We start from the raw sequence: 19,520 nt of genomic DNA on the forward strand, positions 1-19,520 counted from the left end.
ATTCGTTCGCCCGTCGGGGGGCTGGCTATATGGAAAACTGGAAGAACTCGGTTCGGACCTTCTGGACCGTCATCGTGCCGCCGACCTTCTGGCTGGTCACGTTCTTCATCATTCCGCTTTCGCTGATCTGGCTCTACAGCTTCAGCACCAAGACCGGCGTCGTCGACATCACGCTGGACTGGAACCTGCAGCAATATATGCGCGCGCTGGAGCCGGTCTATCTCGGCATCTTCTGGAAGTCGATCTGGATGGCGGCGGCGACGACCTTCGTCTGTCTGGTTGTTTCCTTCCCCGTCGCCATCGCCATCGTCTTCGCAAAGCCGACGATGCGGATGTGGCTGCTGCTGCTGGTGATCCTGCCCTTCTGGACCAACCTCCTGATCCGCACCTATGCGCTGATCGCGGTCTTGCGCACCAACGGCTTCGTCAATTGGGGCCTTGAATGGCTGGTCGATCATGCCGACTGGGCGCTCTCCCTTGTCGGCCTCGGCGACAACATGCTGATCGGTCCCTTCACGCCCTTGCAGCTGCTCTACAACAACACCGCCGTCGTGATCGGCCTTGTCTATGTGCATCTGCCTTTCATGGTGCTGCCGCTCTACGCCGCGCTCGACCGGCTCGACCGCTCCTATCTGGAAGCGAGCCTCGACCTCGGCGCCGGCCATACGCGCACTTTCTTTTCGATCGTCGTGCCGCTGGCGCTGCCGGGCATCGCGAGCGGTGTCGTCATCACCTTCATTCCGGCGATGGGCTCGTACCTGACGCCCGACCTTCTGGGCGGCACCGACAGCTACATGATCGCCAATGTGATCGCCAGCCAGTTCAAGCAGGCCAACAACTGGCCCTTCGGCGCGGCGCTGAGCTTCCTCTTGATGTATGCAACATTCTTTGCGCTGGCGCTCCGCGCCGTGCTGATGCGCAAGGAAGGCCGGGGAGACAAAAGATGAGGCTCTTCCGCCGCAACCCCGACCCGATGGGCCCGCTCGACTATGCGCGGCGCTTCTGGCTGCGCGCTATCGTCACGCTGACCCTGTTCTTCCTCTATGCGCCGATCCTCGGCCTTATCGCCTTCAGCTTCAACGACAGCCGCCGCAACGTGGTGTGGCGCGGCTTCACGACCGACTATTACGTGCGCTTCTTCAACAACGATTCGCTGATGCTGGCCTTCGGCAACTCGCTGACCATCGCGCTGATGACGACGGTGGTGGCCACGTTCCTCGGCGCGCTGACCGCCTATGTGCTGTGGCGCTACCGCTTTCCGGGCAAGGCGATCTATGAAGGCGGCATGGCGCTGCCGATCGTCATTCCCGAAATCTGCATGGGTGTGGCGATGATGGTGTTCTTCGCCCGCATCGGCTGGCCGGTGGGCCTGCCCTGGCCGATCAATCTCGGCTCGATCACGATTGCCCACATCGCCTTCGCCTTTCCCTTCGCCGCCATCGTGATCCGGGCGCGGCTCGAGAACTTCAACCGCGAACTCGCCGAATGCGCGCGCGACCTCGGCGCCAGCGAGTACCGCGTCTTCCGAGACATCGTGGTGCCGCATATGAAGCCCGGCCTGATCGCCGGCGCGCTGCTCGCCTTCACGCTGTCGCTCGACGACTTCGTCATCACCTTCTTCACCGCCGGGCCCGACACCGTGACCTTCCCGGTCAAGATCTACTCGATGGTACGCTTCTCGGTGACGCCGGAAGTGAACGCCGCCTCGACCATCCTGATCCTGCTGACGCTCGTCGTGACCACCATCGCGCTGTGGCTGCAGAACCGCAACAACATGATCGGCAAGTCCGCCCATTAACGCCCTTTCCCGAAACCGGAAAAGTATATGTCCGAAGCACCCATCATCCAGATCAAGAACGTCTCGAAAGTCTATGGCGGCAGCGTCAAGGCGGTCGACGAGGTGGACCTCGAGGTTCATCGCGGCGAGTTCTTCGCGCTGCTGGGACCGTCGGGCTGCGGCAAGACCACGCTGTTGCGGATGCTGGCCGGTTTCGAAGTCCCGACCGGCGGCCAGGTGATTATCGACGGTCACGACATGGCCAAGGTCCAGCCCAACAAGCGCCCGGTCAACATGGTGTTCCAGTCCTATGCGGTGTTTCCGCATATGTCGGTCGAACAGAACGTCGCCTATGGCTTGAAGATGGACCGCCGTCCGTCCGGCGAAATAAAAAAGCGCGTCGCTGAAGCGCTGGAGCTGGTGAAGCTCGGCGGCCTCGGCAAGCGCATGCCCGACGAAATGTCGGGCGGCCAGCGCCAGCGCGTCGCGCTCGCCCGCGCGCTTGTGAAGCGCCCCTCGGTGCTGCTGCTCGACGAACCGCTGTCGGCGCTCGACGCGAAACTGCGCGAGGCGATGCAGCTCGAACTGGTGCGGCTGCAAAAGACCGTCGGCATCACCTTCGTCATCGTGACGCATGACCAGTCGGAAGCCCTGTCGATGGCCAACCGCATCGCGGTGATGAACCAGGGCAAGGTGCAGCAGGTGGCGCCGCCGACCGGCCTCTACGAAGCCCCGGCCAGCCGCTTCGTCGCCGACTTCATTGGCAAGATCAACCTGATCGACGCAACCGCGACGCGCGCCGGCGAAGGCGAGGTAAAGGTCAGCGCGCCGAAGATCGGCGAGGTGACGCTGAAGGGAACGGCGGAAGGCAAGGTGGCGCTGGCGGTCAGGCCGGAAAAGATTTTCGTCGCCGACAAGCAGCCGACCGATCCCGGCGTCATCGCCATCAGGGGCAAGGTCGGCGAAGTGGCCTATTTCGGCAGCTACTCGAACGTCTTCTTCGACATCGGCCTGCCCGCACCATTGCAGGCCGACATCTCCAACGTCACCAGCGATGTCGAGGAGTTCACCTTCAAGGCCGGCGAGGAATACTGGATCTACTGGCGCAAGGCCGACACGCTGGTGCTCGGGGACTGAACCCCCTCACACATCGTCTTCGGCTGTCGGCAGGACGCCGCTGGCGCTGATCTTCTCGACTTCGCGGACGATCTTTTCAATCAGCATCAGCGGCACCATTTCGCTCAAGGTGCGGATGCCGTTGACCGCGAGTTTGGCGGCGGCCGGCTGGTCGAGCTTGTCGCCGAGGCGCGAATAGAAGCCGACAACGGCGCGCCGCGCCAGGAGCTCGATCATCTGCGGATAGATGCCGTAGCTCTCGGCCGTGTAGCCGATCTCGGGCGTGAAGCCTTCGGCGCGGGTCTGCGCGATGATTTCCATGATGCGAACATTGCGCTGGTTGAGCCACTCAGCCCCGTCGCGACTGTCGATATGGATGAGGCCGATTTCGGCGAACTTCCGGATTTCGTCGGCGGTGAGGCCGGTGTCGCGCGCCACGCCGGCAAGCGTTTTCGGCGCAAGATTGCGGCCGTCATTGAGGAGCGGCCCCATTGCCACTTCGAGCCCGATCAGCGATTCGAATCCGCCCGCCGGCTCGCCGGTTTCCGACGTCACGACGGCCTTGATGACCGACAAAGGCAAATGCCGCTCATGCTGCAAGCGGCGGATCAGGTTGAGCCGCTTGACGTGCTCGCGCCCATAGGTGGCGACATTGCGCTTCGGCCGCACCGGCTCGGGCAGCAGGCCTTCGCGGATGTAGTAGCGGATGGTTTCGCGGCCGATGCCCGTCGCGGCCTCGAGTTCCTTCATCTTCATGGATTCGGCTTCGTTGTCATGGCGCCGTTCGCCCCGATTGCGTCACGGCTTGGAATCAAGTCTAGCAGAGTCGTTCCAAAAATACGTAGCACGAATACGCGGCACGAATTCGGGACCGGAAGCGCCGATCCCGCCGCGCGCGTCAGCCATCCCCGCGCCGCGACGGCCCGCCACGGGCGATTTCGTTCATCAGCTCGACCTGAATCTGCTGGATTTCCATCAGCCGCTGCCACTGATGGATCAGCAGGTGATCGAGCTTCTCGTGCAGGTGGCGGATCTCGAGTTCGGCCTTGAGATTGACCTTGTAGTCGTTCTTGGAGCGGATGCGATCGCGCGCCTCCTGGCGGTTCTGGCTCATCATGATGATGGGCGCCTGCAGCGCCGCGAGGCAGGAAAGAACCAGATTGAGCAGGATGAAGGGGTAAGGATCGAAAGGCCGGGCAAGGAGACCAACGATATTGAGCGCGATCCAGCATGCGAGGACAACGCCGAAAGCGATGATGAATCTCCAGCTGCCGCCGAAACTTGCAATCGTGTCCGACAGCCGTTCGCCGAAGGTCAACCCGCCCTCGAAAACCTCTTCGGCATTCTCGGCAAGAATGTCGTTCTCCTTCAAGCTGCGGAGCACTTCGGTTTCGAGTTCGTCAAGCTGGCCCTTGTCGGCCTCAATGGCGCGGCGGATATAGAGATCGCGATAGGTGTTGAGATGGTCGCGGCAGATCCGCGCATCCGCCGGAAATTCGCCGCGATCGGCACGGATCAGCGCAAGGATCGGTTCCCGGATCGAGGACAGCGGCACGAGATTGCTGCGCCGGTGCGACGGCCCGCAAATGATGCAGACATGGCGCCCGTTCCGCTCCGCCTCGTGTGAGATCGACATGGCTTTTCTCCTTGCCCTTCCGGCCGGATTATAAGCAAAGCCGCGCGGGAAAAGGTGCATGAAAAAAGGGGCGGCGCATCGATGCGCCGCCCCCCATATCGACCCGGTCGAGGCTCAGAGGCGCTCGACGATGGTCACGTTGGCCAGCCCGCCGCCTTCGCACATGGTCTGCAAGCCGTAACGCTTGCTCTTCGCCTTCAGCGCATGGACCAGCGTCGTCATCAGCTTGGTGCCCGACGCGCCGAGCGGATGGCCGAGCGAGATCGCGCCGCCATGCACGTTGAGCCTGTCGGGATCGGCGCCCAGCACCTGCAACCAGGCGGTCGGCACCGAGGCGAAGGCTTCGTTGACTTCGTAGAGGTCGATGTCGTCGATCTTCATGCCGGCCTTTTTCAGCGCCCGCTCGGTGCCGGGAAGCGGCGCTTCCAGCATGATGACGGGATCGCCGCCGACGACGGTCATGTGGTGGATGCGGGCGAGCGGCTCGACGCCGAGCGCCTTCAGGCCCTTTTCGTTGACGATCATGACGCCCGACGCGCCGTCGCAGATCTGCGAGGAGGACGCCGCCGTGATCGCGCCGCCTTCGACCAGCAGCTTGACGCTCTTGATGGCGTCGAGATTGGCGTCGAAGCGGATGCCCTCGTCGACCTTGTGCATTTCCTTGGTGCCGTCTTCCAGCGTCACTTCGAGCGGTACGATTTCGGCATCGAAAAGGCCGGCCTGTGTGGCGGCAATCGCCTTCTGGTGGCTGTTGTAGGCATATTCGTCGAGCTGGTCCTTCGTCAGACCGTATTTCTTCGCCATCATTTCGGCGCCGGCGAACTGGCTGAACTGGATGTTCGGATAGCGCGCCTCGATGTTGGGGCTCTTGTAGATGCCGAAGCCGTTCTTGAACGGCAGCGAGATCGGCATGCCCATCGGCACGCGCGTCATGCTTTCGATGCCGGCCGCAATGACCACATCCATCGCGCCCGACATGACGGCCTGCGCGCCGAAATGCAGCGCCTGCTGCGAGGAACCGCACTGACGGTCGACCGAGGTCGCCGGAACGCTTTCAGGCAACTTCGAGGCCAGCACCGCATTGCGCGCGATGTTCATGCCCTGCTCGCCCGCCTGATCGACGCAGCCGACGATCACGTCTTCGACCAGTTCCGGATCGGCGCCGGTGCGCGCGATCAGGTCGTCGATGACCTTGCCGCCGAGATCGGCCGGGTGCCAGTCCTTCAACCTGCCGCCCTTGCGGCCGCCCGCGGTGCGCGCCGCGGCAACGATATAGGCTTCCGCCATGAGAATTCTCCTTGAAACATGCGGGCCCCGCGCGACGCGCGCGGTCCCGATTGCCGATGACACATATATCTGGCCGCCATCTTGACCATGCAATGGGCCTTGTCCAGCCGGAAACGCGGCGCTTGCAAGCCGCCAAAACTCCGCGCAGAGTTAGCGGAAAGCCTTGTGCCGCAACGATTTAGCGCTTTACGCAACGTCACGGCGGCATTCGGCGGCGCTGAGCGGAAACGCACCGCGAGCCGCGAAAAAGGAACAGGCCGGAGACGGCGGAGGAGGACGGACATGACCGACAAGAGCATCGACAATGCGATCGTCAACCCGAAGACCTATGCGCATGTCGACGCGTTCCACAGGCTGTTCACGCAACTGCGCAAGGAAGAGCCGGTGCGCTGGACGGAGCCGGACGGCTTTCGCCCCTTCTGGACCGTGTCGAAACATGCCGACATCATGGAAGTCGAGCGGCAGAACGACAAATTCCTCAACGATCCGCGCCTGACGCTGCAGTCGATCGAGCTTGAGGAAGAGGTACGGAAGTTCACCGGCGGCAATTCGAAGCTGATCCGCTCGCTGGTCGACATGGACAATCCCGATCACCGCAATTATCGCGGGCTGACGCAGGCCTGGTTCATGCCGCCGAACCTGAAGGCGATTTCGGCCCGCGTCGATGCGCTGGCGGAAAAATATGTCGACCGCCTGGAAGCGAAAGGCGGCGAATGCGACTTCGTCGCCGACGTCGCGGTCTGGTATCCGCTTCGCGTCATCATGACGGTGCTTGGCGTGCCGGCGGAAGACGAACCGATCATGCTGAAGCTGACGCAGGAGCTGTTCGGCTCGACCGACCCCGACATGAAGCGGCCGGACGCGACCGAGACGGTGAACACGGTGACCGAGTTCTTCAACTACTTCACCGCGATGACCGAGGACCGCCGCAAGAACCCGAAAGACGATGTGGCGACCGTGATCGCCAATGCGACCATCGACGGTCAGCCCATCGGCCATCTGGAAGCGATTTCCTATTACATCATCGTCGCCACCGCCGGCCACGACACGACAAGCTCGACGGCGGCCGGCGGGCTGCTGGCGCTGATGCAGAACCCGGAAGAATTCGCCAAGCTGCGCGCCAATCCAGAAGGACTGCTGAACGGCGCCATCGACGAAATGATCCGCTGGACGACGCCGGTGAAACATTTCTTCCGCACCGCCGCCGTCGACTACGAATTGCGCGGGCAGAAGATCAAGGCGGGCGACAACCTGCTGATGTGCTACTGGTCGGCCAATCGAGACGAGGACGCCTTCGACGATCCCTTCGCCTTCAAGATCGAACGCTCACCCAACAAGCATCTCGCCTTCGGCTATGGCGCGCATCTCTGCCTCGGCCAGCATCTGGCGAAAATGGAAATCCGCGCCCTCTACAAGGAGCTGCTCGCGCGGCTCGACCATATCGAACTCGCGGGCGACCCGGCCTGGGTGGAGGCAAGCTTCGTTTCCGGGCTGAAGCGGCTTCCCGTGCGCTATTCGATGAAGCGCAAGGCGGCGTGAGGGAGCAAACAAGAGAAAGAAAAAGGCGGCTCGCGAGAGCCGCCTTTTTTGTTTGCCGTGAGGCCGCGCCTTACGCGTAGACGAATTCGTCGCCGTCGAGGTCGATGGCCGGAAGTTCATCCTTTTCGCGCCAGTAATCCTGCGTGTGCTGCCACTCGTATTTGTCGCCGCGCTTCGGCAGGAGATGCATGCTGCGCATCAGATAGCCCGGATTGAAGTTTTCCGGGTCGATCCAGGGCAGGAGCTTCATGTTCTTGTCCTTCTCCGGGATTTCGACCGTCACGGACTTCGCCTGATGGCTGCCCATGTGGTTGAGCAAGCGGCAGACGAAATCGCCCATCAGATCGACACGGAGCGTCCAGCTCGCGCGGAAATAGCCGAAAACCCAGGCCATGTTCGGCACGCCGGTGAACATCATGCCGCGCCAGGTGACGGTGTCGGCGAAGTCGATGGGCTCGCCCTCCTTGCTGAACGCGATGTCGCCGAGAACGGAGAGATGAAAGCCCGTCGCCGTGATGATGATGTCGGCTTCAAGTTCCTTGCCGGATTTGAGCAGGATGCCCTTTTCGGTGAAGCGTTCGATCTCGTCCGTTTCGACCGAGGCCTTGCCCGATGCGATGCCCTGAAAGATGTCGCCGTCCGGCACGAAGGCGATGCGTTGCCGCCACGGGCGGTAGCGCGGCGTGAAGTGCTTCTCGACGAAATCTTCCGGCAGGAAGAGCTTCACGGCGTCGAGCAGTTCCTTGCGCACCTCTTCCGGCTCCTCGAAGGAACGCCGGGTGAACTCGGCCTGATTGTGCAGGATTTCCTTGCGCGTGATCTCGTGGATCCATTCCTCGTCGATATGAAGCTCGCGCAGACGGTCGGCAAGCTCGTTGGCGTTGCGGCCGGGAATGAAATAGGTCGGCGAACGCTGCAAGAGCGTCACATGCGCGCAATCGCCGGCGATGGCGGGAACCAGCGTCGCGGCCGTCGCCCCGGAGCCGATGACCAGAACGTTCTTGCCCTTGAGATCGAGGTCTTCGGGCCAGGTTTGCGGATGGACGATCCGGCCCTTGAACTTCTCCATGTCCGGCCATTCGGGCGTGTAGCCCTGATCGTGGCGGTAATAGCCCTGGCACATCCAGAGGAAGCTGGTGGTGAAGCGGCGCTCCTCGCCGGTGTCGACGCGCACCGCATGGACGGTCCAGAGCGCATCCTTCGCCGACCAGTCGGCCGAGACGATTTTGTGGCCGTAGCGGATGTGGCGGTTGAGATCGTTCTCCTCGATCACCTCTTCCATGTATTTCAGAATCTTGTCGGCCGACGCGATGGGGTCGCCCGTCCAGGGCTTGAAGCGGTAGCCGAACGTATAGAGGTCGCTGTCGGAGCGGATGCCCGGATAGCGATGCGTGTGCCAAGTACCGCCGAAGGTCTCGAGCGTTTCGAGAATGACGAAGCTCTTGTCCGGGCTCTGCTGCTGGAGATGATAGGCCGAGCCGATGCCCGAGATGCCCGCACCGACGATCAGCACATCGAAATGCTCGGCGTGTTGCGAGGCGGCCGGAGCCGGTCTGGTAAGCGTTGCTGTGTCTGGCATTTCCCGTCTCTTTCCCTGGCCGGCGCTTCTGGATGGCGCCGGATTTTCCCTATTTCGATCTTTCTATTCTGGCCCTCCGAAATCTAGGGTCAACGCCCTAATTCCGTCCGGCGCCGATCAAATTGACGCAGGGGCCGAAATGCCGGGAAAGGCGGCCGGGGGCCTATTGCGGCAGCGCGCGGCGGTAAAGATGCCAGGTCGCATGGCCGAAAACCGGCAGCACGACCAGCAATCCAAGGAAAAGCGGCAGCGAGGCCGCCAGCACCGACAGCGTCACGAAGACGCCCCAGCCGAGCATCGCGACCGGGCTCTGAAACACGGCCTTCACCGAGGTGATCATGGCGGTGACGATGTCGACCTCGCGCTCAAGCAGCATCGGGATCGAAAAGACCGTGATCGAGAACAGCACCAGCGCCAGCACCCCGCCGACGACATGGCCGACGGCAAGGAAGATCAGCCCGTGCTGCGTCGTGAAGACGACGGTGAGGAACTGCGCGAAAGAGGCAAAGGAGACGAGGCCAAGAAAGAGCGCGATCAGGAGCCGCACCTGATACATCCAGACCCAGAAGACGAAGAGCATCACAAAGGCCATCCACGACACTTCGCGGCGGCGCTGCGCCCAGATGACGGCAAAGACGTCGCGCCATGAGGGGCGCGCGCCCTCGGCGAGACGCCGGCTTACTTCGTAGAGGCCGACGGCGGCAAAGGGCCCGACCAGCGGAAAGCCGATGGCGAAGGGATAGATCAGCCAGGGCAATTCCCAGATCGTCAGCGACAGCACGATGACCGCGCCGATCAGCGCGAAGACCCCGCCGATGACCAGCCCGAAAAGCGGTGCGCGCAGGAAATCGCGAAGCCCCGCTTTCAGCGCCGCCGCGAGATCGCCCACCCCGATGGTGTGAATACGTGGGGCCCCGCCGCCCGGTGCGGATGGATCAAACGGTGCTTCCGACATCCTGCCTCTCCCCTCCCGTCGAGACCGATGGGGAAGATTATGACCGGAAGCCGGCGCGCGCCACCCGTGGCGTCATGCCGCAGCGGCGGACGCCGCCGCCTTGCCGCTCGCGAGATAGGCCGCCCAGGCCCCGGTGAGCGCCGCCGCTTCGCCGGTGCCGAAGACATAGCGGTCGGGCCGGATCAGGATGGCCGGCCGGTCGCCGAGCGCGGCGGCGAGATGACCGGCGCTGTCCGGCAGCGCATCGAGCCGGGCAACGAAGCCGCCGGCGCCCGCGAAAGCGCGCGAGGCGTCGTCCTCGGCGCGGACGATCAGGAGGGCCACATAGCCCGCCGCGTCGTCAAGGCGGCCGTCATCGAAGCCGGGATCGGGCGCGATGCCGCCGCCGCTTTCGAGAATGCCGGACCGGATGCCGTCGAGCGAAAGCAGGGGGCTCATGCGCGACGCCTCGGGCGCCGCCAGCATCTGTTCGTCGCGCTGGCGCGCGGCTTCGGCATCCTGCGTGCAGACGACCCGGCCCATCGCGACCGCCATTTCGGTGATCATGCGCACATGCGGTTCGCGCTCGGCCTGATAGCTGTCGAGGAGGCATTCATTCGCGCGCCCGCGCAGCACGGCTTCGATCTTGAAGGCGAGGTTGGCCGCATCGCGCGTTCCCGAACAGAGGCCCTGCCCCAAGAAAGGCGGCATCTGATGCGCGGCATCGCCCGCGAGGATGACCGGCCCCGCGCGCCACGTCTTTGCGATGACGGCGTGGAAGCGGTAGACGGCGCGGCGTTCGATGTCGAGCGCCGATGCGTCGGCATAGGGCGCGATCATCGCCGAGATCGCTTCATCAGATACGACGTCTTCCGGCTTCTCGCCGGGCCGCAGCATGATTTCGAAACGATGGCGGCCGGGCGCCATCGGCATCGAGGTGACGGGGCGCGCGGGATCGCAATGCTGGAAGCCGATGGTCGAAAGACGCGTCACGCCGTTCTTCAACATCGTGTCGATGACGAGCCAGGGTTCGTCGAAACCCATATCGTCGAGCGCGATGCCGGCCTTGCGGCGCACGGTGCTGTTGCCGCCGTCGCAGCCGACAATGAAGCGCGCGGCGATTTCGTAAACGCCGTCGCCGCTTTCGACCTGCGCGACGATGCCGCCGCCCACCGTTTCATAAGTCTTGAGCGCGTGACAAAGGTGCATCGAGACCGTCGGCATCTCCGCCAGACGCGCCCGCAGCGCATGTTCGAGCGTCGGCTGGTGGAACATGGATGAGTAAGGCCAGCCGGTCGGCGCGAGATCGCCGGTCGGCTTGAAGCCCAGCAGCAGTTCGCCCGCCGCATTGCGGAACTCGTAGGAGGAAAGCGGCTGGCTCGCCCGCGCGACCGCCTCCGCCCCGCCGGCAAGATGCAGCAGCCGCATCGTCTCGTGATCGAGATGCGCGGCACGCGGCAAGGGGTAGACCTCGGCATCGCGCTCGATGGCGATGGCCGAAACGCCCATGCGCCCGAGATAGACGCCAAGCGCCGCGCCGACAGGCCCAAGCCCGACGATCAGGACTTCCGTTTCCTCGCGTTTCATCTTCCCCCCGCTTTCTTGAGCCTCAGGCGGCCTCGATCACCGTCTCGGCCTTTTCGGGCACGACACGGTTTTCGATATATCCGAGCTTCTCGACCTCGACCTTGACGACATCGCCTTCCTTCAGGAACTGCATCGGCTTCATCGCGCCGCCGACGCCCGAGGACGTGCCGGTGAAGATCACGTCGCCCGGATCGAGCGTGAAGGCCTGCGTCAGATGCGCGATCTGTTCGAAGCAGTTGAAGATCAGGTGCTTCGTGTTGGAGTTCTGCCGAAGGTCGCCATTGACCCAGCATTTGATGTCGAGCGCATGCGGATCGCCGACTTCGTCGGGCGTCACGATCCACGGACCGATGGGTCCATGCGTGTCGAACGACTTGCCGATCTGCCAGGTATTGGTGCGAAGTTGCCAGTCGCGCACGCTGACATCGTTGCCGACGAAATAGCCGGCGATCACCTCATGCGCGCGGTCCGCTGGCACATGCTTGCAGCGCTTGCCGATGACGAAGCACATCTCGGCTTCGTAATCGAGAAAGGCCGAGACGGAGGGCAGTGCCACATCGGCGTAAGGCCCGGTGATGCAATTGTGCTGCTTGTTGAACCAGACCTGATGCTCGGGCATCGGCTGGCCGGACTCTTCCACATGGTCGCGGTAGTTGAGGCCGATGGCGAGCACCTTGCCGGGATGCGGCACGGGTGCCTCGAGCGTCACACCTGAAAGCGGAAGCGCCGCGCCCTTTGCGGCCGCCGCGCGCGCCTTGGCCATCGCCGTATCGCTCGAAATGAGCGCCACCATGTCGCGCGGCAGGTCAGGCGCCGCCGCCGAGAGATCGACAATGCCGTCGTCGCGGACAACGCCCACGCGCGTCGAATTGCCTTCCGTGAAGGTTGCAAGCTTCATGGTCCGTTTCCTTCTTCCAAGTTCTTCTCAGGAGCCCATATTCGGCGGCGCGGGCGGGCCCCATTGATTGCCCATCAGTTGGTCGATGCCGACCACATTGGGCGGCGTTTCATTGTTGAAGAGATCGCCATCGGTCCAGTGTTCGACCGTGTGCCCCCAGGGGTCGCGCCAGTAGTCGAAGATCTGACTGCCGAGGATGTGGCGGCCGACGCCCCATTCATGCCGGCGTCCGGCCTCGACGAGCACTTCGCGGCCGGCCATCAGGTCGTCGAAATTCGCGACCTCGAAGGCGGCATGATTGAAGCCGGGCGTGCCGGTGCCGACGGGAAAGAGCGTGTGATGATCGACATGGGCAGCACCCCGATCGCAGCGCAGAAAGGCGCCGATGGGCGCGCCGGGCGCGATTTCGATCTCGTCGGACGTGACGAGGCCGAAGCGCTCCTTGTACCAGGCTTCCGTCTCGCGGAAGTCTTTCACGTTGATGACGCAATGGCCGAGGCGCTTCACCTGCGAGGGACCGGGCTCAACACGGAGCGTCTCGCCGCGCCGCGGTCGCGCCTCGCCATCATTGTGAACGAGGTGGCGCGTAACCGGGAGCGCGGGCGGCGCCTTTTGGCCGGCGACGACATCGACGGGAAAGCCGTTCGGATCGGTGAAGCGCACGATCCTGCCGCCACCCGGCGCGTCGCTCTCCTCGACCGGCAGACCGTAAGCCGCGGCAAGCTTTTCGAGATCGGCGACGCTGTCGGCATAGAAGCCGAGACCGGCAAAGCCGGGCTCGCCCTCCTCCGTCACATGCGCGAAGGCGAGCGGGTCGGTGCCACGCATGAAAAGTTGCGTGCCGAGGCGCGCCGCGCGCACCAGACCGAACTCGATCAGGAATTTTTCCATCGCGTCGAGATCGGGCGCGCGAAAGCGCACATAGGCGATGTCGGTGACCTTGATCATGACACTGTCCTCATTTGAAAACGGAAATCTGCGACACGTCGAACGGATGTGCGAGAACGGCGGCGATGTCGGCTTCCGGAACGCCGAGCCCCCGCAGCATCACGATGACGATGTCGCGCGCATAGCCCTCGCCCTTGAGAATCCGGGCGTCCGCACCGGCATCGAGCAGATGACGCATGGCTGTCGTGCCGAGCCCGACGACAAGATGCACGGCCGCCGCCTCGCCCGGAATGACGAAGCGGCCCTTGGCGACGCCGTCGCGAATGTCGCCGAGCAGATGTTCGTTGCCTTGCGCGTCGACCGCGGCACCGCTTTCGTAGATGCGCGCCAGCATCGACGCCTTGACGGGATCGCGCGCCACCAGCGCCATGAACAGCCGGACGCCGCGCGACACGCGGATCGCCGGGTCGTCGATGCCTTCATTGAGTTCGGCAACGGCGGCGTTGAATTCGTGACGGATGGCGGAAGCGACGGCGCGCGCAATTTCGGTCCGGTCGGTGAAGTAATTGTAGAAGGTGCCCTTGGCCACGCCGGCCAGCACGACGATCTCGTCGATGGTGGTGGCGTCGACACCCTGCCGCGCAAAGAGCTGCATCGCCGCCTCGACCAGCACCGCGCGCATCTGCGCCCGCCGGCGCGACCCCGCGTCTTCCGATTTATCCGTTGCTGCCCTGCCGGCCAAAAGACCCTCCCGATCCTGATCTGACTATCTGGTCATAAAATGACCGATTAGTCAATATCAGATCGAGAGACACCGAAAACCCGCAGAAATCCGCCAAAAAGAAAGGGCGGCACCTCCATGGGAGGGCCGCCCTTTCGGCGTTCGCGATGAGACGAAACTCAGTGGCCGCGCATCACGGCGCGGGCTTCTTCCTCCGAAAGCGGCTTGCGCTTCAGCGGCCAGATGTACTCGAAGACCGCGACCAGCGCCGGCAGCAGCGTCACGGCACCCAGCATGTTGACCATGAACATGAAGGTCAGCAGCAGGCCCATGTCGGCCTGGAACTTCAGCGCCGAGAACGCCCAGGTCGACACGCCGATGGCGAGTGTGAAGCCGGTGAACATCGTCGCCGAGCCGACGTCGTAGAGCGCCTGCAGATAGGCCTCGTGCGGCGTCTTGCCCATGCGCATGTAGCGCTGCATCCGGTTGTACTCGTAGATGCCGTAGTCGACGCCGATGCCGACCGCGATGGCGAGCACCGGCAGCGTCGATATCTTGAGGCCGATGCCGAAGGCGGTCAGGAACCAGTCGCCGATCAGCGTGGCGAGAACGAGCGGCAACACGCAGCACAGCGCGCCGCGCCATTCGCGGTAGGTAATGATCACCAGCGTCATCACGACCGCATACACATAGAGGAGCATCGGAAGCTCGGACTTGTGCACGATTTCGTTTGTCGCCGCCACGATCGGCACGTTGCCGGTGCCGACGCGCAGAACGAGGCCGTCATACTGATTTTCGGGCGCCGCCATCCATGTTTCAAGCTCGTGCCGCACATGGTTGACGGTCTTTGCCTTGGTATCGGCGATGAAAATGGCGACCGCCGCCGTGGAGCAATCGGTATTCACGATGCCCGATGCGCTGGAGATGCTCGACGTCGCCTGCGCGAGCGCCGACGAATTGCGCGGCAGGTTTCGCCATTTCGGATTGCCTTCCTGCCACATGCTGTTGATGGCGCGCGCCAGGATCGGCAGGCTGATCACCGATTGCACACCGTCGACATTGCGCATGTACCAGCTGAAGTTTTCGAGATGGTGCATCTTCTCGTAGTCGATGCAGACAATGCTGTCCGATTCGACGATCACCGTCAGCACGTTGAGACCGAGATTGAAGGCCTCGGCGATATAGCGGCTGTCCTGGTTGTAGCGCGAGTCCGGCCACAACTCGCCGGCGCCCGCATGCACGTCGCCAATCTGCTTGTCGCGCGCGCCGTAGATGGCGGCCATGGCGATGCAGAAGCAAACGATGACAAACGGAAATGCAAGGCCCGGCTTCGCCAGCTTCGACAGCCCCGGCCAGAGCTTGGCACGCGTTTCCATCGCGCGGCGAACCTTGGCGCCGTATTCATCTTCCGGCGGCGCGACATAGGAGACGAGCAGCGGCAACATGACGAGGTTGGAAATGATCTTGAAGGCAAGACCGATCGAAGCCGTGATCGCCAGTTCCTGGATCATGCCGATCGGAATGATGTAGAGCGTGGCGAAGCCTGTGAGCGTGGTCAGCAGCGCGACAACGCCCGGCCGGAACAGGAAGGTGAAGGTCGCGCGGGCGGCCTTCATCTTGTCGAGGCCGGCGGCCATTTCGGCGCCGACCATGTTGATTTGTTGAACGCCGTGACTGACGCCGATGGCAAAAACGAGGAACGGCACCAGCACACCGAGCGGATCGAGGCCGAAACCCAGAATGTGCAGCAATCCGAATTGCCAGACGAGCGAACAGAGCGAGGCGCCGACCGTCACCATGGTCAGGATCCACGAGCGGCAATAGAGCCACATCATGAAGCAGGTGAGCACGAACGCCACGGTGAAGAACCGGACGACCGAACCGGCGCCGTCGGCGATGTCGCCGGTCAGCTTGGCGAATCCGACGATCTTCACATCGACCGTGTCGGAAACATATTTGTCGCGCAGGTCGGCTTCAAGCTTGCGCGCCACTTCGAAATAGTCGAGCCGTTGGCGCGTTTCGGGATTGAAGTCCTGCAGCTCGGCGCGGATCATCGCGGCCTTGAAATCTCTCGAAACGAGGCGGCCGACAAGTTCGGCGCGCAACGTGTTCTGCATTACCGTGTTGATGTCGGCATCGGTGCCCGCAAAATCGGCCGGGATCACGTCGCCGGCTTCGAGGCCTTCCTCGGTTACGGCGATGAATCGCGTGTTCGGCGTCCAGAGCGATGTCACCGTGTGACGCGCGATGCCCGGAATGTAGAAGAGATCCTGGGTTGCATCGTTGAGCGTGTAGAGAAAGTCCCGCTGGAAGATGTCGCCTTCCTTGTTCTCCAGCACCACAAGCACGCGGTTGCCGCCGCCGAAGCTTTCCGAATATTCGAAAAAGGTTTCGATGTAGGAATGGCCGATCGGCAACATCTTGGTGAAGCCGGCGTCCATCTTGAGCTGGGCGGCGAAGTAACCCATGACCAGGGTGAAGAAGAAAAGAATAACAAGTATCGGCAAACGCAAACCGAATACGAGATTTTCAAGACGCTGCAAAATAACCTCCCCTTCAGGACGTGCAGTCTTTTTGCGGAGACTGCATCGGAGTGCTCAGGATATTGCGGAATTTCCCGCTATTTTTGTCTTGGCGACCGCGCCCTTCGGAAGGGTCTTTGCGGTGGGCTTGATCTGGACGGATGTCCGGACAAAACCGGCCGCGGACCGGTATCGCGATGACCCGGCCAGGCTGTCCCCCCTGCATCCGGCATCGTCGAAACGCCGGGCGCACAGGCCGCACTATCTATCACGCCGGTCGGGATTGGCACAGTCATAAATATGCGTTGCGAAGAACCGCAACCGAAAACGGATGCATGCAATTCGCGCTTTTTTCAAATGTTCGTATCCCCGCTCCGCAATCCGGAACCCGGCCGGCGATGCCTGCCATGGTTAACGATCCGGCGCCCGGCGCACCCGCCCGCGCATCGCCTGCAACCCGCCGCGACGCCGCGATGCGACACGGTGATGCAGCGGCGCAAACGCGCATTCGAAAAAAGTCCTCAGTAATGCTATGGTTTCTGAGGTTCGGCACCCGGCGCATCCGAGCGCGTCGGGCGGGCCGGAGGCAACGAACGAGGGGCATCGGAAATGGCGGCAACTGGGGCGCCGGGGCAACATATTCCCGGCACGATGACGACGGCGGCCTGGGGGGTCGTCGCAGCGCTGATCGCGGGCACACTTCTCTTCATCGTCGTTGCCGCAAAGGCACAGGACGCGCCCATGGCAGCCCATTCCTGGCTCTTCGCGCTGGCCTTTGCCGCCGGCGCGCTGGCCATCGGACAACGCCATTTCAATGCGCTCGAGCGCGGACCGGCCGCCGCGGATGCCGGGGCCTCCTATAATGACGGGGTCGTCAAGGCCGGCGTGATCGCCACCCTTTTCTGGGGCATTGCCGGCTTTCTGGTCGGCGTCGTCATCGCCTTGCAGCTCGCCTTTCCGGCGCTCAATCTGGACACCGCCTTCGTCAATTTCGGCCGCCTGCGCCCCGTTCACACATCGGCGGTGATTTTCGCCTTCGGCGGCAACGCGCTGATCGCGACCTCGTTCTATGTCGTGCAGCGCACCAGCCGCGCGCGCCTCGCCGGCGACATCGCGCCCTGGTTCGTCTTCTGGGGCTACCAGCTTTTCATCGTCGTCGCCGCGACCGGCTACCTGATGGGCGTCACCCAGTCCAAGGAATATGCCGAACCCGAATGGTATGCCGACATCTGGCTGACCATCGTCTGGGTGGTCTATTTGCTGGTCTTCCTCGCAACGCTGGCGCGCCGCCGCGAACCGCATATCTATGTCGCCAACTGGTTCTACCTCGCCTTCATCGTCACCATCGCGATGCTGCATATCGGCAACAATCTGGCGATCCCGGAGACATGGACCTCGTCGAAGAGCTACGCGCTCTTCCCCGGCGTGCAGGACGCGCTGATCCAGTGGTGGTACGGCCACAACGCGGTCGGCTTCTTCCTGACCGCCGGCTTCCTCGGCATGATGTACTACTTCATCCCGAAACGCGCCGAGCGGCCGGTCTATTCCTACCGCCTGTCGATCATCCATTTCTGGTCGCTGATCTTTCTCTACATCTGGGCGGGCCCGCACCATCTCCACTTCACCGCGCTGCCCGACTGGGCACAGACGCTCGGCATGACCTTCTCGATCATGCTGTGGATGCCTTCATGGGGCGGCATGATCAACGGCTTGATGACGCTCTCGGGCGCCTGGGACAAGCTGCGCACCGATCCGGTGATCCGCATGCTCGTGGTCTCCGTCGCCTTCTACGGCATGTCGACCTTCGAAGGTCCGGTCATGTCGATCAAGGCCGTCAACTCGCTGTCGCACTATACCGACTGGACCGTCGGCCATGTGCATTCCGGCGCGCTGGGCTGGGTCGGCTTCGTGTCGTTCGGCGCGGTCTATTGCCTGGTGCCGTGGCTCTGGAAGCGCGAACGGCTCTACTCGCTGGCGCTGGTGAGCTGGCATTTCTGGATCGCGACGCTTGGCATCGTGCTCTACATCACCTCGATGTGGGTGTCGGGCATCCTGCAGGGATTGATGTGGCGCGCCTATGACGCGCAGGGCTTCCTCGAATATTCCTTCGTCGAAACCGTCGAGGCGATGCATCCCTTCTATGTGATCCGCGCACTGGGCGGCGTGCTCTTCCTGACCGGGGCGCTGATCATGGTCTACAACTGCTGGATGACCGCAAAAGGCCGCGTCCGCGAGAGCGAGCCCTTGCCGGTTCCCGTCCGCGCCGCCGCGCAACCGGCCGAGTGAGGGGGATCCGATGAAAAAGAAGTTCACACACGCCACGATCGAAAAGAGCCCGATGCTGCTGCTGGTGCTGACTCTGGTCGTCGTCGCCATCGGCGGTCTCGTTGAAATCGTGCCGACCTTCCTGATCAAGAGCACCATCGAAGACGTCAAGGGCGTTCGCCCCTACAGTCCGCTCGAGCTTGCCGGCCGCAACATCTATATCCGCGAAGGTTGCTACGCCTGCCACAGCAAGATGATTCGCTCGCTGCGCGCCGAAGTCGAACGCTACGGACATTACTCGCTGGCGGCGGAGAGCAAATACGATCATCCCTTCCAGTGGGGATCGAAGCGCACAGGCCCCGATCTGGCGCGCGTCGGCGGCAAGTATTCCGACGAGTGGCACCGGTTGCACATGGCGGATCCGCGTTCCGTGGTGCCTGAATCCGTGATGCCCGGCTATCCCTTCCTCGAAAGGACGCCGCTCGATTACCGCAACATCGAGGGCGCCTTGAGGGCCCTTTCGATCGCCGGCGTTCCCTATGACGCCGAGGCAATCGAGAACGCCAAGGCCGATCTCGAAGCCCAGGCCACGCCCTTCGCCGACACCGACGGCCTGATGCAGCGTTACCCGAAGGCCATCGCCCGCGACTTCGACGGCAATCCCGCGATGATTTCCGAACTCGATGCGCTGGTCGCCTATCTGCAGATGCTGGGCACGCTGGTCGATTTCAACGCCTACGAAACCTCCGACTTCAAGCAATAGGCCGCCAG

General features: G+C 63.0%; 16 protein-coding genes. 6 read left to right on the forward strand and 10 right to left on the reverse strand.

Annotated features, from left to right (window positions below; all coding sequences use genetic code 11):
- Positions 1–29 precede the first annotated feature (29 nt).
- Genes KF719_RS08695 through KF719_RS08705 form a run of 3 tightly spaced genes read left to right on the forward strand, consistent with a single transcriptional unit; the run spans position 30 to position 2,914 of the window.
- Positions 30–947: an ABC transporter permease gene (locus KF719_RS08695; RefSeq protein WP_293508323.1), complete on the forward strand. Its 918-nt coding sequence runs from the start codon at positions 30–32 to the stop codon at positions 945–947.
- On the forward strand, positions 944–1,798 hold the full coding sequence (locus tag KF719_RS08700) for an ABC transporter permease (RefSeq protein ID WP_293508324.1): 855 nt from the start codon (positions 944–946) through the stop codon (positions 1,796–1,798). The genes KF719_RS08695 and KF719_RS08700 overlap by 4 nt, the downstream gene beginning before the upstream one ends.
- 27 nt (positions 1,799–1,825) lie before the next feature.
- On the forward strand, positions 1,826–2,914 hold the full coding sequence (locus KF719_RS08705) for an ABC transporter ATP-binding protein (protein ID WP_293508325.1): 1,089 nt from the start codon (positions 1,826–1,828) through the stop codon (positions 2,912–2,914).
- 6 nt (positions 2,915–2,920) lie between these two features.
- Here the strand turns inward: KF719_RS08705 and KF719_RS08710 are convergent, their stop codons facing one another.
- The 3 genes from KF719_RS08710 to KF719_RS08720 form a co-directional block, all read right to left on the reverse strand.
- On the reverse strand, positions 2,921–3,649 hold the full coding sequence (locus KF719_RS08710; protein WP_293508326.1) for a MerR family transcriptional regulator: 729 nt from the start codon (positions 3,647–3,649) through the stop codon (positions 2,921–2,923).
- 142 nt (positions 3,650–3,791) lie between these two features.
- Positions 3,792–4,529: a DUF1003 domain-containing protein gene (locus KF719_RS08715; protein WP_293508327.1), complete on the reverse strand. Its 738-nt coding sequence runs from the start codon at positions 4,527–4,529 to the stop codon at positions 3,792–3,794.
- 114 nt (positions 4,530–4,643) lie between these two features.
- Positions 4,644–5,816, reverse strand: coding sequence for an acetyl-CoA C-acetyltransferase (locus KF719_RS08720; RefSeq protein ID WP_293508328.1), 1,173 nt, complete (start codon positions 5,814–5,816; stop codon positions 4,644–4,646).
- A gap of 282 nt (positions 5,817–6,098) precedes the next feature.
- Here KF719_RS08720 and KF719_RS08725 point away from each other — a divergent pair, with 282 nt between their 5' ends.
- The gene (locus KF719_RS08725; RefSeq protein WP_293508329.1) at positions 6,099–7,355 is read left to right on the forward strand and encodes a cytochrome P450; all 1,257 of its coding nucleotides are present in this window, start codon (positions 6,099–6,101) and stop codon (positions 7,353–7,355) included.
- A 70-nt stretch (positions 7,356–7,425) separates the two neighbouring features.
- On the opposite strand, the gene KF719_RS08730 is transcribed toward KF719_RS08725, so the two are convergent.
- The 7 genes from KF719_RS08730 to KF719_RS08760 form a co-directional block, all read right to left on the reverse strand.
- Entirely contained in the window at positions 7,426–8,934 is a 1,509-nt protein-coding gene (locus KF719_RS08730) for an NAD(P)/FAD-dependent oxidoreductase (RefSeq protein ID WP_293508330.1), read from the reverse strand.
- A gap of 163 nt (positions 8,935–9,097) precedes the next feature.
- On the reverse strand, positions 9,098–9,889 hold the full coding sequence (locus KF719_RS08735) for a DUF2189 domain-containing protein (protein ID WP_293508331.1): 792 nt from the start codon (positions 9,887–9,889) through the stop codon (positions 9,098–9,100).
- Between the two features lie 72 nt (positions 9,890–9,961).
- Positions 9,962–11,455, reverse strand: a complete 1,494-nt coding sequence (locus KF719_RS08740; RefSeq protein ID WP_293508332.1) for a bifunctional 3-(3-hydroxy-phenyl)propionate/3-hydroxycinnamic acid hydroxylase — start codon at positions 11,453–11,455, stop codon at positions 9,962–9,964.
- Between the two features lie 22 nt (positions 11,456–11,477).
- Positions 11,478–12,353 (reverse strand): fumarylacetoacetate hydrolase family protein, encoded by an 876-nt coding sequence (locus tag KF719_RS08745; protein ID WP_293508333.1) that lies wholly within the window; start codon positions 12,351–12,353, stop codon positions 11,478–11,480.
- 27 nt (positions 12,354–12,380) lie between these two features.
- Positions 12,381–13,301 carry a VOC family protein gene (locus KF719_RS08750; protein WP_293508334.1) on the reverse strand — a complete coding sequence of 307 codons (921 nt, stop codon included), beginning with the start codon at positions 13,299–13,301 and terminating at the stop codon, positions 12,381–12,383.
- A gap of 10 nt (positions 13,302–13,311) precedes the next feature.
- The gene (locus tag KF719_RS08755; RefSeq protein WP_293508335.1) at positions 13,312–13,983 is read right to left on the reverse strand and encodes a helix-turn-helix domain-containing protein; all 672 of its coding nucleotides are present in this window, start codon (positions 13,981–13,983) and stop codon (positions 13,312–13,314) included.
- A gap of 158 nt (positions 13,984–14,141) precedes the next feature.
- Positions 14,142–16,505 (reverse strand): efflux RND transporter permease subunit, encoded by a 2,364-nt coding sequence (locus tag KF719_RS08760; RefSeq protein ID WP_293508336.1) that lies wholly within the window; start codon positions 16,503–16,505, stop codon positions 14,142–14,144.
- A 630-nt stretch (positions 16,506–17,135) separates the two neighbouring features.
- On the opposite strand from KF719_RS08760, the gene ccoN reads away from it, so the two are divergent.
- Positions 17,136–18,770, forward strand: a complete 1,635-nt coding sequence (gene ccoN, locus KF719_RS08765; RefSeq protein ID WP_293510616.1) for a cytochrome-c oxidase, cbb3-type subunit I — start codon at positions 17,136–17,138, stop codon at positions 18,768–18,770.
- A 10-nt stretch (positions 18,771–18,780) separates the two neighbouring features.
- Positions 18,781–19,512, forward strand: a complete 732-nt coding sequence (gene ccoO, locus KF719_RS08770) for a cytochrome-c oxidase, cbb3-type subunit II (RefSeq protein ID WP_293508337.1) — start codon at positions 18,781–18,783, stop codon at positions 19,510–19,512.
- The last annotated feature ends 8 nt before the right edge of the window (positions 19,513–19,520 follow it).

It is taken from the genome of Parvibaculum sp. (genome assembly GCF_019635935.1).
Lineage (GTDB): Bacteria > Pseudomonadota > Alphaproteobacteria > Parvibaculales > Parvibaculaceae > Parvibaculum.

What these genes read in the sequence shown, in the direction of transcription:
- KF719_RS08695 (WP_293508323.1), top strand. Translation starts at nt 30, where the DNA reads ATGGAAAACTGGAAGAACTCGGTTCGGACCTTCTGGACCGTCATCGTG.
- KF719_RS08700 (WP_293508324.1), top strand. Translation starts at nt 944, where the DNA reads ATGAGGCTCTTCCGCCGCAACCCCGACCCGATGGGCCCGCTCGACTAT.
- KF719_RS08705 (WP_293508325.1), top strand. Translation starts at nt 1,826, where the DNA reads ATGTCCGAAGCACCCATCATCCAGATCAAGAACGTCTCGAAAGTCTAT.
- KF719_RS08710 (WP_293508326.1), bottom strand. Translation starts at nt 3,649, where the DNA reads ATGAAGATGAAGGAACTCGAGGCCGCGACGGGCATCGGCCGCGAAACC.
- KF719_RS08715 (WP_293508327.1), bottom strand. Translation starts at nt 4,529, where the DNA reads ATGTCGATCTCACACGAGGCGGAGCGGAACGGGCGCCATGTCTGCATC.
- KF719_RS08720 (WP_293508328.1), bottom strand. Translation starts at nt 5,816, where the DNA reads ATGGCGGAAGCCTATATCGTTGCCGCGGCGCGCACCGCGGGCGGCCGC.
- KF719_RS08725 (WP_293508329.1), top strand. Translation starts at nt 6,099, where the DNA reads ATGACCGACAAGAGCATCGACAATGCGATCGTCAACCCGAAGACCTAT.
- KF719_RS08730 (WP_293508330.1), bottom strand. Translation starts at nt 8,934, where the DNA reads ATGCCAGACACAGCAACGCTTACCAGACCGGCTCCGGCCGCCTCGCAA.
- KF719_RS08735 (WP_293508331.1), bottom strand. Translation starts at nt 9,889, where the DNA reads ATGTCGGAAGCACCGTTTGATCCATCCGCACCGGGCGGCGGGGCCCCA.
- KF719_RS08740 (WP_293508332.1), bottom strand. Translation starts at nt 11,455, where the DNA reads ATGAAACGCGAGGAAACGGAAGTCCTGATCGTCGGGCTTGGGCCTGTC.
- KF719_RS08745 (WP_293508333.1), bottom strand. Translation starts at nt 12,353, where the DNA reads ATGAAGCTTGCAACCTTCACGGAAGGCAATTCGACGCGCGTGGGCGTT.
- KF719_RS08750 (WP_293508334.1), bottom strand. Translation starts at nt 13,301, where the DNA reads ATGATCAAGGTCACCGACATCGCCTATGTGCGCTTTCGCGCGCCCGAT.
- ccoN (WP_293510616.1), top strand. Translation starts at nt 17,136, where the DNA reads ATGACGACGGCGGCCTGGGGGGTCGTCGCAGCGCTGATCGCGGGCACA.
- ccoO (WP_293508337.1), top strand. Translation starts at nt 18,781, where the DNA reads ATGAAAAAGAAGTTCACACACGCCACGATCGAAAAGAGCCCGATGCTG.